The sequence below is a fragment of the Amycolatopsis sp. NPDC114505 genome, assembly GCF_055633615.1.
This window is the reverse complement of the sequence record NZ_JBVKDV010000005.1, coordinates 444,970-458,999: the sequence shown is the minus strand read 5'-3', so window position 1 is coordinate 458,999 and position 14,030 is coordinate 444,970. Positions and strand designations below refer to the sequence as shown.

Sequence of the window (14,030 nt, the reverse complement as noted above, 5' to 3'; positions counted from 1 at the left end):
TTCGGTGTCACAGCGCCTCCAAGTGCTCGAGGATCAGCCTCGTGAATTCTTCGGGCTGTTCGTAGCTGCCCAGGTGTGCGGCGTCCGGCACGACCTCCAGCCGCGCGCCCGGGATGCCCGCCGCGATCAGGTCGGCGTGGCCCTCCGGCGGGGTGGCCGGGTCTTCGGCACCCGCGATGACCAGGGTGGGCGCGGTGATCTTCGGCAGCACGTCGAGCAGGTCCATCCGCTCGATCGCGCCGCAGCAGGCCGCGTAGCCCTCGGCCGGGACGGCGGCGATCATCGACCGGAGGTACGCGGCGCGGTCCGGATGCCGCTCGGCGTAGCCCGGCGTCAGCCAGCGGCTGACGCCGGCCGCGGCCACCGCACCGGTGCCCTTCTCGCGGACCGTGCGGGCCCGGTCAGCCCACATCTCGGGCGGGCCGAGCTTCGCGGACGTGCAGCAGAGCACCAGGCTCGCGATCCGGTCCGGCGCGTGCGCGCCGAGCCACATGCCCGTCATCGCGCCGAGCGACAGGCCGACGAGGTGCGCCTTCGCGACCCCGAGGTCTTCGAGCAGCGCAAGGAAGTCGAAACCGAGGTCTTCGAGGTCGTAGGGCGCCGGCGGCACCGGCGAGGCGCCGTGGCCGCGCGTGTCGTAGCGGACCACCCGGAAGCCGCGCTCCAGCAGCGGCACGACCTGGGGTTCCCACATCCGGAGGTCGCTGCCGAGCGAGCCGCCGAACACCACCACCGGGCCGTCTTCGGGCCCTTCGACGACCCTGTGCAGCCGGACGGCACCCACGCCGTCACCTCCGTTCGCGTTCGTCATACCCGGAAGAACACCGTCTCCCCGTCGCCCTGGAGGCGCACGTCGAAGCGGTAGCCGTCCTCGGTCTTCGCCGCGATCAGGGTGCCGCGCCGCTCCTCCGGGACCGTCGCCAGCACCGGGTCCGCAGAATTGTCCTGGTCCTCGAAGTAGATCCTCGTGACGCACCGGTTGAGCAGGCCGCGCGCGAACACCGACACGTCGATGTGGCGGGCCTGCGCGGTGCCGCCCTCGCCGGGCACCACCCCCGGGAGCAGGGTGAGGATCCCGTACGTGCCGTCGGGGGTGGTCGGGCAGCGGCCGAAGCCGCGGAAGTCGCCGGACGCCTCGCCGCGCGGGTCGTCGGGGTGGCGGAACCCGCCGTTCGGGTCGGCCTGCCACGTCTCGATCATCGCGTCCGGGACCGGGTCGCCGTTGCCGTCGCGGACGATGCCGCGGATCCAGAACGCGCCCGGGGTGCCCTCGGGCACGACGTGCGGGCCGTCGGGCCAGGGCAGCCCGATCGACAGGTACGGGCCGACGGTCTGCGACGGGGTGGGAAGCAGTGTGCTCATTCGTCTTCGTCCTCTTCCTCTTCGAACACCGACGCGTCACGCCCGCGCAGCACGATGTCGAACTGGAACCCCAGTGCCCACTCCGACTGCGTGATCTCGTGGTCGTAGCGCGAGACCATGCGCTGCCGGGCCTTCTCGTCCGGGATCGATTTGAAAATCGGGTCCTGGGAGAAGAGCGGGTCGTCCGGGAAGTACATCTGGGTGACCAGCCGCTGGGTGAACGCCGAACCGAACACCGAGAAGTGGATGTGCGCGGGGCGCCAGGCGTTGTCGTGGTTCTTCCACGGGTACGCGCCCGGCTTGATGGTGGTGAAGGTGTAGCGGCCGTCGCTGTCGGTCAGGGCGCGCCCGACGCCGTCGAAGTTCGGGTCGAGCGGCGACGGCCAGCGGTCGCCGGTGTGGCGGTAGCGGCCGCCCGCGTTCGCCTGCCAGATCTCGACGAGGGAGTCGCGCACCGGGCGGCCTTCGCCGTCGAGGAGCCGGCCGGTGACGATGATCCGCTGGCCCTGCGGCTCGCCGGCGTGCTGCCGGGTGAGGTCGTTGTCCAGCTCGCCGAGGCGGCCGGGGCCGAGCAGCGGGCCGGTGACCTCGGTCAGCATCTGCGGCAGCAGCACCAGGTCCTGCTTGGGGTGGCGCAGCGCCGTGGAGCGGTAACCGGGGAAGCCGAGCGGCGGGTGCGTGCCTTCGGGGTCTTCGCCGTAGCGGGGCAGCCTGAGTTCGGTCGGAGTAACCACGTCTTCTCTCCCTTACCGGCCTTCGAGGACGACGGCCAGGCCCTGGCCGACGCCGATGCAGATGGCGGCCAGGCCCCAGCCTCCGCCGCGGCGGTGGAGGTCGTGCGCCAGGGTGCCGAGGATGCGGCCGCCGGACGCGCCGAGCGGGTGGCCGATCGCGATCGCGCCGCCGTGGGTGTTCACGATCTCCGGGTCGAGCTTCTTCCAGTCGCGCAGGCAGGCCAGCGACTGGGCGGCGAAGGCCTCGTTGAGCTCGACCGCGGCCAGGTCGTCCCAGCCGATGCCGGCGCGCTCGAGGGCGATCTCCGCCGCGCGCACCGGGCCGATGCCGAAGACGTCCGGGTCGACGCCCGCCGCGCCGCGGCCGGCGATCCGGGCCAGCGGGGTCGCGTTCAGGCGGCTCGCGGTCGCTTCGTCGCCGAGCAGGAGCGCCGACGCGCCGTCGTTCAGCGGGGACGCGTTGCCCGCCGTGACGGTGCCGTTCTCCTTGCGGAAGACGGGCTTCAGCTTGGCCAGCTTCTCGGCGCTGGAGTCCGGGCGGATGCCTTCGTCACGGGCCAGGTCCACGCCGTCGACCGGGACGACCAGCTCGTCGTAGAAACCTTCGTCCCACGCCTTCGCGGCATTGACGTGGCTTCGGGCAGCGAAGGCGTCCTGCTCGTCGCGACCGATGCCGTAGCGCTCGGCGAGCTGTTCGGTGGACTCGCCGAGGGAGATCGTCCACTGCGAGGGCATCTCCGGGTTGACCATGCGCCAGCCGAGCGCGGTGTTGTAGAGGGTCTGGTTGCCGGCCGGGAACGCCTTCTCCGGCTTCGGCATGACCAGCGGCGAGCGGGTCATGGACTCGACACCGCCGGCGACGACCAGGGACGCGTCGCCGACCTGGATCGCGCGGCTGGCCTGGATCACCGCGTCGAGGCCGGAGCCGCAGAGGCGGTTGACGGTGCTGCCGGGGACGCTCGTGGGCCAGCCGGCCAGGAGGGCGGCCATGCGGGCGACGTTGCGGTTGTCCTCGCCCGCGCCGTTCGCGTCACCGAGCGTCACCTCGTCCACTGTGGACGGATCGAGGTCGTTGCGGGCCACCAGGGCCTTGAGCACGCCGGCGGCCAGGTCGTCCGGGCGGACGCCGGCCAGTGCGCCGCCGTACCGGCCGAACGGGGTGCGGATCGCGTCGAGGACGTAGACGTCGGTCATGCCTTCTCCAGCTCTCGCAGGAGGGTGAGCTCCTGCTCCGTCGGGGCGGGGGTGGTCTTCAGGTCTTCCGCGACCTTCAGTTTCCACCCCGTGGCGGCGATGGCCTGGTCGAGCTCCACGCCGGGGTGGAGCTCGGTGAGGACGAACTCCGAGGTCTCCGGGTCGGGACGCATCAGGCCGAGGTCGGTGACGACCAGCGTCGGGCCCCGGCCCGGGAGGCCGAGCTTCTCGCGGTCGCCCTTGCCGGAGCCGTGGCCGAACGACGTGACGAAGTCGACCTTCTCCACGAACGCGCGGGGGCTCTGGCGCAGCACGATGAACACCTCACCACACGACGCCGCGATCTCCGGGGCGCCACCCGCGCCCGGCAGCCGGACCTTCGGGTCGTGGTAGTCCGAGCCGATCACGGTCGTGTTGATGTTGCCGAACTTGTCGAGCTGGGCGGCGCCGAGGAAGCCGACGTCGATGCGGCCCGGCTGGAGCCAGTAGTTGAACACCTCCGGGACGCTGACCACCGCGTCGGCGGTGTCGGCCAGCTCGCCGTCGCCGATCGACAGCGGCAGCCTCGACGGCTTCGCGCCCAGGCAGCCGGATTCGTAGATCAGCGTGAGGTTCGGGGCGTGCGCGCGGCGGGCGAGGTTCGCCGCCTTGCTCGGGAGGCCGATGCCGACGAAGCAGGACATGCCGTCGCCGAGGGCGCGGGCCGCCGCGACGCTCATCATCTCGTCGGCGGTGTAGTCGGTGCTCATGCCGGGACCTCCGCGGGGTTGGGCATGGTGGGATGGGTCGGGCGCGGGATGGGCGCTGGGTGGGCCGCTCGGGCCCGCCGGATCGGGGACCGGCGCTGGGTCGCGCCACCGCCGGGCTGGTGAGCGGCTTGGGCCTGCCGCACCGGGGAACGGCGCGCGGTCGGGGCGCTGCCGAGCCGGTGGGCCGCTTGGGCCCGCCGGGTCGGGGAACAGCTCGGCGTCGGCGTCGCGGTGCGACCAGGCAGGGCGGGAAGCGCGCTCATGCCGTCACTCCGGTCAGCTCGTTCAGCCACTTCGTGAAGCCCTCGCGGTCGCGGCCCACCTCGTCCCATGCCTGGTACGCCGAGTTGTCACGCTCGTAGTACCCCGCCGCGTACGACGGCTTCGCGCCTCCCGGGACCTCCGCCACCGCCGTGACCACCCAAGCCGGGAGGATCACCGCTCCGGGACGGGGCTCCAGCTCGTCGACGATCTCCTCCACCGTCACCAGAGAGCGCTTCGCCGCCAGGACCGCTTCCTTCTGGACGCCGGTGATGCCCCACATCTGGACGTTGCCGGCCCGGTCGGCGCGCTGGGCGTGGACGATCGTGACGTCCGGGTTCAGTGCCGGGACCGCCGTGAGTCGCTCGCCGGTGAACGGGCACGTGATCGGCTTGATCGTGTCCGTCTGGGCCGGCAGGTCCGTGCCCGTGTAGCCGCGCAGCACCGCGAACGGCAGGCCGGACGCGCCGGCGACGTAGCGGTTCGCCATGCCCGCGTGGCTGTGCTCCTCGATCTCCAGCGGCACCGGCCAGTCGTGCTGGACGGCGTCGCGGAAGCGGTGCAGCGAGCCGACCCCCGGGTTGCCGCCCCACGAAAAGATCAGCTTGCTCGCGCAGCCCGCGCCGATCAGCTGGTCGTACACGATGTCCGGGGTCATCCGCACCAGCGTGAGACCACGACGGCCCTGCCGGATGATCTCCTGCCCGGCCGCGACCGGGATGAGGTGCGTGAAGCCTTCGAGCGCGACGGTGTCGCCGTCGTGCACCAGCCGGCCGACGGCCTCCTCCAGTGACAGCAGCTCCGCCATCCCCACTCCCTCGCATCCGTTCGCATGACGCACACTCGTTCTGCAACCGAACATAGCATGACGCCCCTGCGTCCGACCAGACGTCTTCCACCCAATGGATGACGCAGGCACGACGAAGGGGACTTTCCTCGCGTGAGCAGCGAGAAAAGTCCCCTTCGAGAGACGACGTCAGCCGATCCGCACCAGGCGGGAGCCGTGCGGCGGCACCGCGGAAGCCGTCCACGAGCCCCGGAACCGCCCGAGGTCCTTCCGCGCGACGAGGTCACGGACCGGCCCGCCGAGGTCCACCGTGATGTCCGCGGGCGTGGACCCCAGGTTGTAGACGGCCGCGTACGTCCTCCCGTCCGGCGCGCGCTTCGTCCACACCTGGTGGTCGCCGCCGGACACCTGCGTCGCGTACGTCCCCGACCGGTCGACCGCGATGACCTCGGGGTTCGTCAGGATCGACACCGCGGAAGCGTCCAGGAAGTAGATGTCTCCCCCGACGTACAACGGCGAGGACGCCATGGACCAGAACGTCATCACGCTCTGCCGTTCGACGTCGGAGATGCCGTCCTGGATGCCGGACCCCGTGTTGTTGTTGATCGGCATGGAGTCCAGGTCCGGCCGGTACTGCGGGCCGAACACGCCCTGCCAGCCGGGCAGGTCCGCCCAGCGTGCCTTCACCGAGCTGTCCCACGAGGAAACCGTCTCGCAGTAGCACTCCATGTCGGTGTCGATCCGGACGCCGTTCGCGTAGGGCGCCAGCGAGGAACCGATGGACCGCGGCACCGGCCACGCGCTCGCGGTCAGCCACATCGGCCGCCGCGAATGGTCGACAGCGGCAGACCACGCCTTGATGTCGGCGACGTTGTCCGCGGTCGTCCCGTCCACCTTGACGAAGTCGACGCCCCAGGAAGCGAAGCGGGCCACGATCGAGTCGTAGTACTTCTGCGCGCACGGGTTCGTGAAGTCGACCTTCCAGTTGCCGCCCCAGCCGTTGGACGGCGTCAACGGCCGGTACGCGATGTCCTGGGCGTGGCACGACGTCCCGGCGATCGGCGCGTTCTTGTCGTAGACCTCCTTCTCGAGCCCGGTCACGGCGTACAGACCGAGCTTCAGGCCGAGCCCGTGCACGTAGCCGACCAGCGCGGGGATGCCGGACGGGAAGCGGCCCGGATCGGGCGCCGGGATCCCGTTGACGTCGGTGTGGAACACCCACGACAGGTCCGCGTTCCAGCCCGAATCGATGTTGACGTAGGTGTAGCCCGCGGACTTGAGCTTCGACGCCATGGCCGAAGCCGCGTCGCGGATGTGCCCCTCGTTCAGCCACGAAGTGCCGTAACCCGCGCGGGTCGACGACTCGAGGCTCCAGCTGCTCCAGCCCATGAACGGCCGGACGAACGGCGTCCGCGCGTCGGCCACCGGCACCAGGAACGCCGAAAGACCCAGGACAGCGAGGAACACGGAAAGGAGGCGCTTCACTGAACACTCCTCGGTAGGGGACCTACTCCTTGAGCCCGCTCGCGGCGATTCCGCTGACGATGAACCGCTGGGCGACCAGGAACATCGCGACCAGCGGCGCGATGGTGACCAGAGCGCCGGCGAACAGCGCCGGCAGGTTGACCGACTGGGCGGTCAGGAACGTCGAAAGCGCGATCTGCGCGGTCCACGAAGACGGGTCCTGCCCGATCACCAGCGGCCACAGGAACGCGTTCCAGCTTTCGATGAACATCAGCGCCCCGAGCGAGGCGATCATGCTCCCCGAGTTCGGCAGCACGAGCCGCCGGTAGACGCCGAGGTAGCCGAGCCCGTCGAGCCGGCCCGCCTCTTCCAGCTCGACGGGGAACCGCAGGTAGAAGTTGCGGAACAGGATCACGGTGAACGCGCTGAACAGGTTCGGCGCGATGATGCCCCACTCGGTGTTGACCCCGCCCATCGAGCCGACGACGACGAACGTCGGCACGAACGTCACCGACTGCGGGATCATCAGCGTGACCAGCACGTACGTGAACACCGCGCGGCGTCCCGGGACGTTGATCCGGGCCAGTGCGTAACCCGCCATCGAGCCGAACAGCGTGCCGACCGGAGCGGTGACGATCGCGACGAGGAACGAGTTCCACAACGAATGCGCCATCGGCACCGACGCGTCGGCGAACAGGTCGCCGAAGTTGACCCACGACAGCGGGTCCGGCAGCCACGACCAGTCCGGCGAGCTGACCTGCTGACGCGTCATCAACGCGTTGCGCAGCATGATGTAGAACGGCAGCAGGAAGATCACCGAGAGCACCGACGCCAGGACGTACTTCGGTGCCTTCCGCACGCGGGGAGCGGCGAGGACGGCCATCAGTCCTTCTTCCCGAAGCCGACGAACCGGCCCTGCAGCAGGGTGATCACGACGATGAGCACGGTCAGCAGGAACGCGCCCGCCGAGCCGACGCCGTAGTTCTGGTCGCCGAGCGCGGAGTCGTACAGATAGACGAGCGGCGGCTTGACCGGCGCGGTCGCCGTGCCCGAAAGCCCGGTGCCGAACAGGTTGTAGAACTCGTCGAAGGCCTGGAACGCCGCGATCAGGATGAGCAGCAGCACCGCCACCGACGTGTTCCGCAGCTGCGGCAGGGTGATGAAACGGAAGGCCTGCCACTTGGTCGTGCCGTCCAGCTCACCGGCCTCGTACAGCGACGGCGTGATCGCCTGCAGCCCGGCCAGGAACAGGATCATGTACAGCCCGACCTGCAGCCACAGCCGCAGCGTCACCACCGCGACCCAGTACACCGGCGGGTTCGTCTCCGACAGCCACGGCACCGGGTCGGCGCCGAACAACCCGCCGATGACGTTCGCGACGCCGGACGGCAGGCCGTTGAACAGCGCCATCTTCCACACCAGCGCCGCGACGACGTAGGACACCGCGGCCGGGATGAGGAAGATCGTCCGGAAGAACGCCTTGCCGCGCTTGATGCTGTTGATCAGCACCGCGAGGCCGAGCGACGCGACGAACGTGATCGGCACGATGAACACGGTGAAGAGCGCGATCGTCGACAGCGACGTCAGGAAGGCGTCGTCGCCGAGCAGGAACGCGTAGTTGTCGAAGCCGATCCAGTGGCCGATGGTGATGGTGCCGCGCGCGTCGTTGAAGCTGAGCAGGAAGCTCCACGCGATCGCGACGTACTTGAACAGCCCCAGCCCGATCACCACCGGCCCGGTCAGCACGGCGAACGCGCCGATCGCGCGCCAGTCCCGGCGACGGCGGCGCTTCTTCGCCGCCACCGAGACGGTTGGGGCCTCCATCAAGGCGGTCATGCCAGCTGCTTGTCGACTTCGGCCTGCGCCTTCTTCGCCGCGTCGGCGAGCTCGGCGGCCGGGTCGGCCTGCCCGTTCGCGATCTTCGTCGCGGCCTGCAGGAACAGCGTCGCCGACGCCTTGTTCCACAGCCCCGAGTACGACTTGCCGTTCTGCTGCGAGATCGTCACGGCGTCCTTCGCGGGACCGCTGGAGAACTCGGTCGTCTGCGCGGCGACCGGCTTGCGGGCCGGGATGTGGAAGCCGTACTTGACGCACCAGTCCTTCTGCAGGTCGGCGTTCTTGATCCACAGCCAGTCGATGAACTTCTTGACGGCGTCGAGGTTCTGGCTCTTCGCATTCGCCAGCTGGTACCAGCCGCCGACGCGCGCGACCTGCTTGCCGGCGTCGCCGAACTTCGGCCACGCGACGACGCCGAAGTCGTCCCCGAGCGCCTTCTTGATGTCCGGCAGCGACCACAGGCCGCCCCACTGCATGGCGGTGGCGCCGTTGGCGAACGCGCCGGGGTCGGACCAGTCGGTCGGGTAGCCCTGGAGCAGGCCGCCGGTGTCGTGCAGCTGCTTGAGCCCGGCGATCGCCGCGATCGCTTCGGGCGAGGCGAACGCGACCTTCTTGCCGCTGCTGTCGAAGAAGTCGCTGCCGGACGACCAGAGCAGGAGTGTCGCGGCCTCGCCGACGCCGTCGGTGCCGACGTAGAGGCCCTTCTGCTTGCCCGTGGTGAGCTTCCGCGTCGCGTCGAGCAGCTCGGCGAACGTCTGCGGCGGCTGGACGCCCGCGGCCTGCAGCGCGGACTTGCGGAAGTACAGCATCATGACGTCGTCGATCATCTTGACGCCGTAGATCTTGCCGTCGACGGTCACGGTGTCCAGGGCGGCCGGGCGGAAGTCGGCCTTGGCCGGCGCGATGACGTCGTCGAGCGGCGCGAGCAGGCCGTTCTTGACGTTCTGGTAGCGGAAGTCGCCCAGCTCGAACAGGTCCGGCGCCTGCGCGGTGAGCATCGCCGAGTTGAGCTTGGTCTCGTAGTCGCCGGCGATCCAGCTGACGTTGATCGCGATGTCCGGGTTGGCCTTGGTGAACTCCTGCGCGTAGCGCTGGACGGCCTGCTGCGTCCCGGATTCGCCGTACGCGTGGTACCACTGCTGCAGAGTGACTTTCGCGCCTGAAGCGGCGCCCGCGTTCTTGTTCAGCGGGTCGGAGGTGCAGCCCGCGAGGGCCGCTCCCCCGGCGAAGAGGACGGAACCGACCAGGAAGCTTCGGCGATTCATGGGGCTCACAGGGACTCCTTAGACGCTTTCGGCGACGAAAAGACTTTGGATGGCGACGGCGGCCGCGCCCCGCGCCCACTCCTCGAACGGCAGCGGCCGGATCACCAGGCCGCAGCGGGCGGCGCTGCCGAACGCCTGGACCGCGAAGGTCCGGCGGATCTGGTCCTCGAACAGGTCGTAGGTGGCGACGCCTTCACCCGAGACGACGACTCGTTCCGGGCCGAACAGGTTGACCAGCGCGGCCAGGCCGAGCCCGATCGCGTGCCCCGCGCCGGCGAAGACCGCGCGCAGCGGCTCGTCACCGCCGCGGGCGCGGAGCACGGCGTCTTCCATGGTCAGCGCGGGTTCCCCGGAGACCGCGCGAGCGCGGACGAGGATCGCTTCGGTGGACGCGATCGCCTCGACGCAGCCCTGGCCACCGCAGTGGCAGGACGGGCCGTCGTCGGCGACCGGGACGTGCCCGATCTCGCCCGCGACGCCGTGCGCGCCGCGGACCAGGTCGCCGTTCACCACGAGCGCGCTGCCGATGCCCGTTCCCACCGTGACCAGCGCGAACGACGACGCTCCGACACCTTCGCCGAACCACTGCTCGGCGACGGCCAGGGCCTTGACGTCGTTCTCCAGCGTCGCCGTGAGCCCGGTGGCGTCTTCCAAAAGGGAAGCCAGCGGCACGTCCCGCCAGCCGAGGAACGGCGAGTACCGGACGACGCCGGACGCGCGGTCGACGTCGCCGGAGACCGCGACGCCCAGGCAGTAGGCGCGCTCGCGGAGGTTGCTGGTGCCGTCCGGGGTCGGGCCGGCCAGCAGTTCGCCGACGAGGTCGGCCAGCGCGCGCACGACGTGGTCGACGTCGTGGCTCTTCAGCGCGTGGTGAGCGCTGGCCCGGACGTCCGCACGCAGGTCGGTGACGACGCCGATGAGGTCGTCGCCGGTGATCTTGACGCCGACGAAGTACTCGCGGTCGGGGCGGATCGCGAGGGGGTTGGCGGGACGGCCGGCGCCGGGACCGGTCCGGCCTTCGGAGGCGAGCTCTTCGAGGTAGCCGGCTTCGATGAACGGCCGGGCCGCCTTGGTGACCGCGGCCGACGACAGGCCGGTGCGCCGGGCGACGTCGACGCGGGAGACCGGCCCTTCGGTCAGGACCGTGGTGAACACGGTCGCTGCCGCGGGACTGGTGATCGGCGCCCTTGCCGGTGCACTGCGAGGCATGGCCGGAAGGGTAGGCAGGATTAATTAACTTCGTCAAGAATTTATTTTTCGGCTGGTCATGCCTACGCTCGGGATCATGTCGCTCGTCGAACACGACCCCGCGCACCGGCTCTGGCTGCTGCGCACCCCCGAGAGCTCGTACGCCTTCCGGCTCGACGCCGACGACCGCCCACGGCACGTCCACTGGGGCCCGCCCCTGACGTTGGCCCAGGCCACGCAGGTCGCCGCGCGCCGCAACCCGGCCGACAGCAGCTTCGACGAGCCGGGCGACGAGCGGCAGGAACTCCCGGCCGAGGGCGGCGCCTTCTTCGGCGTCGCGGCCCTGGCCGTGCGGTACGAGGACGGGACGTCGGCCCTCGAGTGGCGCTACGCCGGGCACACCAGCACCGAGGACTCCCTGGTCGTGCGGCTCGAAGACCGGCACTACCCTCTCGAACTTTCGCTGCACTACCGCCTCCGCGGCGAGGTCGTCGAGCGCTGGACGTCGCTGCGCAACACCGGCGAAGCCCCGATTTCCCTGCTGCGCACGGACTCCGCGGCGTGGACGCTCCCCCGCCGCGACAGCGCGCGGCTCACCCGGACGTCCGGCGCGTGGAGCGCCGAGTACGGCGTGCTGCGCGAACCGCTGCCGGTCGGCGAAACCACGCTCACCAGCCGCCGCGGCGTGTCGAGTCACCAGGTCAGCCCCTGGGTGATGCTCGACGCGGGCGACGCGACCGAGACGTCCGGCGAAGTGTGGTCGACGGCGCTCGCCTGGAGCGGGAGCTGGCGGATCACCGTCGAGCACACCCACACCGGCCGCGTCACGTGGACCGGCGGGTTCGGCCACGAGCACGTCGGCTGGCGGCTGCTGCGCGGCGAAACGTGGGGGACGCCGGTGTTCGCCGGGCTCTACGCGGCCGACGGCTTCGGCGGTACCAGCCGGCGGTGGCACGCCTACGTGCGCCAGTTCGTCCAGCCGCACCCCCAGGAGCTGCGGCCGATCGTCTACAACTCGTGGGAGGCGACCGGCTGGGACGTCGACGAAGCCACCGAGACGTCCCTCGCGGCGGCCGCGGCGAAACTCGGCGCGGAGCTGTTCGTCATGGACGACGGCTGGTTCGGCGCCCGCACCGGCGACACCGCCGGACTCGGCGACTGGACCGCCAACGAGCAGCGCTTCCCGGCCGGCCTGCGGCCCTTGGTCGACGCCGTCCACGCGCACGGGATGAAGTTCGGGCTGTGGGTCGAGCCCGAAATGGTCAACCCGGACAGCGATCTTTACCGCGCGCACCCGGACTGGGTGCTGCACATGGCCAACCGGTCGCGTACGACGTTGCGCAACCAGCTCGTGCTGAACTTCGCGCGCCCGGATGTCGCGGACTGGGCGCACAAGTGGCTCGACCGGCTGGTCGGCGAGCACGGGATCGACTACCTCAAGTGGGACATGAACCGCGCGTTCACCGAGGCGGGCTGGCCGGCGGCGGGCGACGACGCGGGACGGCTCTGGGTCGAGCACGTGCGGGCCGTTCACGCGATCCTCGACCGGCTGCGCGCCGACCACCCCGCTCTGCGGATCCAGGGCTGCGCGGGTGGTGGCGGGCGCACCGACCTCGGGATCCTCGCCCGGACCGACGAGATCTGGGCGTCCGACAACACCGACGCCGCCGACCGGATCACCATCCAGCACGGCTACGGCCAGCTCTACCCCGCCGGCACGATGTCGGCCTGGGTCACCGACAGCCCGAACCCGACCACCGGCCGCGCGGCGCCGCTGAGCTTCCGGTTCCACGTCGCGATGGCGGGCGTGCTCGGCCTGGGCGGCGACCTGCCCCGGTGGTCTCCGGACGAACTGGACGAAGCGGCGTCGCTCGTCGTGCTGTACAAGGAGATCCGGCCGGTCGTGCAGCACGGCGCGTTGTACCGGCTGGCGGACCCGGCGACGTCGGCATTGACCGCGGTGCAGTACCTCCTCGACGACCGTGTGGTCGTGCTCTTCTGGCGGCGGCCCGCGGAGTTCGCGCGGCCGGTCACCCCGCCGCGGCTGGCCGGGCTCGATCCGTCCGCGCGGTACCGCGACCAGGACGGCGTCGTGCACGACGGCGCGGTGCTGCTGAGCCACGGCCTCGACGTCGACCTGCCCGGGAGCGGCTACGCGAGCGCGGTGGTGCGGCTGACCAGGGTCCGATTACCCACGCCGACCGGCGTCACCAGGACGGGTGAGCCGGATTGACTTTTCACCGGACGCGAGCCGAATGTGAAAGTCCTTCACTACGCTCGCCAACGGAGGCAGCATGCGCAAGCGCCTGTCCGCTCTGCTCGTCGTGCCCGCGCTCGCCATGCTCGCCTTCGCCGCTCCGGCGTCGGCCAGCGCGCGGTACCACGAATACGTCGCCCTCGGAGACTCCTGGACCGCGGACGTCTTCGTCACCTTCCCGCCCACCACCGAGTTCACCCCGCTCGACTGCGCACAGTCCACTTCGGACTATCCGCACGAGGTCGCCGGCGCGCTGGGCGTCGAGACCTTCCGGGACGCGAGCTGCGGCGGCGCGACCACGACGGACTTCACGCAGCCGCAGAAGCTGCCGCTGGGCGGGACGAACCCGCCGCAGTTCGACCGGCTCACGCCGTCGACCGACCTGGTGACCTTGGGGATCGGCGGCAACGACATCGGGCTCGCCTCCGCCGTGACGAAGTGCCTCAACCTCCTGCCCGTCAGCACCTGTAAGGCGAAGTTCACCGCGGGCGGCGTCGACCAGCTGGAAAACGCCGTCAACGCGACCGCGCCGAAGGTCGCCGCGTCGCTCCAGGCCATCAAGGACCGCTCCCCGAACGCGCGGATCCTGCTGGTCGACTACCTCGCCGGGCTGCCCGCGAGCGGGAAGGGGTGCTGGCCGGTGATCCCGGTCGCCGACGGCGACATCGCCTACCTGCAGGCGAAGTTCCTCCAGATGAACGCCATGCTCGCGCGGGTCGCCGCGGACAACGGCGCCGAGCTCGTCGACACCTACACCCCGACCGTCGGGCACGACGCGTGCCAGGCGCCCACCGTGCGCTACGCCGAGGGCCTGATCCCGATCTCCGTCAGCAACCCGCTGCTGCTCGCGTTCCCCTTCCACCCCAACGGTGCCGGGGCGGCCGCGCAGTCGGAGATCGTCCTCGACGCGGTCCAGCACGGCTGAACTGTCGG

The 14,030-nt window shown here is 70.7% G+C and carries 13 protein-coding genes; 2 read left to right on the top strand and 11 right to left on the bottom strand.

Annotated elements, in window-relative coordinates:
• Positions 1 to 7: 7 nt before the first annotated feature.
• From pcaD to ACZ7OU_RS44985, 11 genes are all read right to left on the bottom strand, one after another.
• Positions 8 to 811 carry a 3-oxoadipate enol-lactonase gene (gene pcaD, locus ACZ7OU_RS45035; protein ID WP_470245024.1) on the bottom strand — a complete coding sequence of 268 codons (804 nt, stop codon included), beginning with the start codon at positions 809 to 811 and terminating at the stop codon, positions 8 to 10.
• Positions 808 to 1,362: a protocatechuate 3,4-dioxygenase subunit alpha gene (gene pcaG / locus ACZ7OU_RS45030; RefSeq protein ID WP_470245025.1), complete on the bottom strand. Its 555-nt coding sequence runs from the start codon at positions 1,360 to 1,362 to the stop codon at positions 808 to 810. Before pcaG ends, pcaD begins: the two co-directional genes overlap by 4 nt.
• Positions 1,359 to 2,096, bottom strand: a complete 738-nt coding sequence (pcaH, locus tag ACZ7OU_RS45025; RefSeq protein WP_470259965.1) for a protocatechuate 3,4-dioxygenase subunit beta — start codon at positions 2,094 to 2,096, stop codon at positions 1,359 to 1,361. The genes pcaG and pcaH overlap by 4 nt, the downstream gene beginning before the upstream one ends.
• 12 nt (positions 2,097 to 2,108) lie before the next feature.
• Positions 2,109 to 3,290, bottom strand: coding sequence for a thiolase family protein (locus ACZ7OU_RS45020; RefSeq protein WP_470245027.1), 1,182 nt, complete (start codon positions 3,288 to 3,290; stop codon positions 2,109 to 2,111).
• Positions 3,287 to 4,039, bottom strand: coding sequence for a CoA-transferase subunit beta (locus ACZ7OU_RS45015; protein ID WP_470245028.1), 753 nt, complete (start codon positions 4,037 to 4,039; stop codon positions 3,287 to 3,289). Before ACZ7OU_RS45015 ends, ACZ7OU_RS45020 begins: the two co-directional genes overlap by 4 nt.
• 259 nt (positions 4,040 to 4,298) lie before the next feature.
• The gene (locus ACZ7OU_RS45010; protein ID WP_470245030.1) at positions 4,299 to 5,108 is read right to left on the bottom strand and encodes a CoA transferase subunit A; all 810 of its coding nucleotides are present in this window, start codon (positions 5,106 to 5,108) and stop codon (positions 4,299 to 4,301) included.
• Positions 5,109 to 5,276: 168 nt separating this feature from the next.
• A complete protein-coding gene (locus ACZ7OU_RS45005) occupies positions 5,277 to 6,572 on the bottom strand; it encodes a glycoside hydrolase family 27 protein (protein ID WP_470259964.1) in 1,296 nt (431 codons plus the stop codon).
• A 22-nt stretch (positions 6,573 to 6,594) separates the two neighbouring features.
• Positions 6,595 to 7,434 carry a carbohydrate ABC transporter permease gene (locus tag ACZ7OU_RS45000; RefSeq protein ID WP_470259963.1) on the bottom strand — a complete coding sequence of 280 codons (840 nt, stop codon included), beginning with the start codon at positions 7,432 to 7,434 and terminating at the stop codon, positions 6,595 to 6,597.
• Positions 7,434 to 8,387, bottom strand: a complete 954-nt coding sequence (locus tag ACZ7OU_RS44995) for a carbohydrate ABC transporter permease (RefSeq protein WP_470259962.1) — start codon at positions 8,385 to 8,387, stop codon at positions 7,434 to 7,436. The genes ACZ7OU_RS45000 and ACZ7OU_RS44995 overlap by 1 nt, the downstream gene beginning before the upstream one ends.
• Positions 8,384 to 9,652 carry an ABC transporter substrate-binding protein gene (locus tag ACZ7OU_RS44990; RefSeq protein WP_470259961.1) on the bottom strand — a complete coding sequence of 423 codons (1,269 nt, stop codon included), beginning with the start codon at positions 9,650 to 9,652 and terminating at the stop codon, positions 8,384 to 8,386. The genes ACZ7OU_RS44995 and ACZ7OU_RS44990 overlap by 4 nt, the downstream gene beginning before the upstream one ends.
• A gap of 18 nt (positions 9,653 to 9,670) precedes the next feature.
• Entirely contained in the window at positions 9,671 to 10,861 is a 1,191-nt protein-coding gene (locus tag ACZ7OU_RS44985) for an ROK family protein (RefSeq protein WP_470259960.1), read from the bottom strand.
• 76 nt (positions 10,862 to 10,937) lie between these two features.
• Between ACZ7OU_RS44985 and ACZ7OU_RS44980 the strand changes: the two genes are divergently transcribed.
• Positions 10,938 to 13,073, top strand: a complete 2,136-nt coding sequence (locus ACZ7OU_RS44980) for an alpha-galactosidase (RefSeq protein ID WP_470259959.1) — start codon at positions 10,938 to 10,940, stop codon at positions 13,071 to 13,073.
• A 61-nt stretch (positions 13,074 to 13,134) separates the two neighbouring features.
• The gene (locus tag ACZ7OU_RS44975) at positions 13,135 to 14,022 is read left to right on the top strand and encodes an SGNH/GDSL hydrolase family protein (protein ID WP_470259958.1); all 888 of its coding nucleotides are present in this window, start codon (positions 13,135 to 13,137) and stop codon (positions 14,020 to 14,022) included.
• Positions 14,023 to 14,030 lie beyond the last annotated feature (8 nt).

What these genes read in the sequence shown, in the direction of transcription:
- pcaD (WP_470245024.1), bottom strand. Translation starts at nt 811, where the DNA reads ATGACGAACGCGAACGGAGGTGACGGCGTGGGTGCCGTCCGGCTGCAC.
- pcaG (WP_470245025.1), bottom strand. Translation starts at nt 1,362, where the DNA reads ATGAGCACACTGCTTCCCACCCCGTCGCAGACCGTCGGCCCGTACCTG.
- ACZ7OU_RS45020 (WP_470245027.1), bottom strand. Translation starts at nt 3,290, where the DNA reads ATGACCGACGTCTACGTCCTCGACGCGATCCGCACCCCGTTCGGCCGG.
- ACZ7OU_RS45015 (WP_470245028.1), bottom strand. Translation starts at nt 4,039, where the DNA reads ATGAGCACCGACTACACCGCCGACGAGATGATGAGCGTCGCGGCGGCC.
- ACZ7OU_RS45010 (WP_470245030.1), bottom strand. Translation starts at nt 5,108, where the DNA reads ATGGCGGAGCTGCTGTCACTGGAGGAGGCCGTCGGCCGGCTGGTGCAC.
- ACZ7OU_RS45000 (WP_470259963.1), bottom strand. Translation starts at nt 7,434, where the DNA reads ATGGCCGTCCTCGCCGCTCCCCGCGTGCGGAAGGCACCGAAGTACGTC.
- ACZ7OU_RS44995 (WP_470259962.1), bottom strand. Translation starts at nt 8,387, where the DNA reads ATGACCGCCTTGATGGAGGCCCCAACCGTCTCGGTGGCGGCGAAGAAG.
- ACZ7OU_RS44990 (WP_470259961.1), bottom strand. Translation starts at nt 9,652, where the DNA reads ATGAATCGCCGAAGCTTCCTGGTCGGTTCCGTCCTCTTCGCCGGGGGA.
- ACZ7OU_RS44985 (WP_470259960.1), bottom strand. Translation starts at nt 10,861, where the DNA reads ATGCCTCGCAGTGCACCGGCAAGGGCGCCGATCACCAGTCCCGCGGCA.
- ACZ7OU_RS44980 (WP_470259959.1), top strand. Translation starts at nt 10,938, where the DNA reads ATGTCGCTCGTCGAACACGACCCCGCGCACCGGCTCTGGCTGCTGCGC.
- ACZ7OU_RS44975 (WP_470259958.1), top strand. Translation starts at nt 13,135, where the DNA reads ATGCGCAAGCGCCTGTCCGCTCTGCTCGTCGTGCCCGCGCTCGCCATG.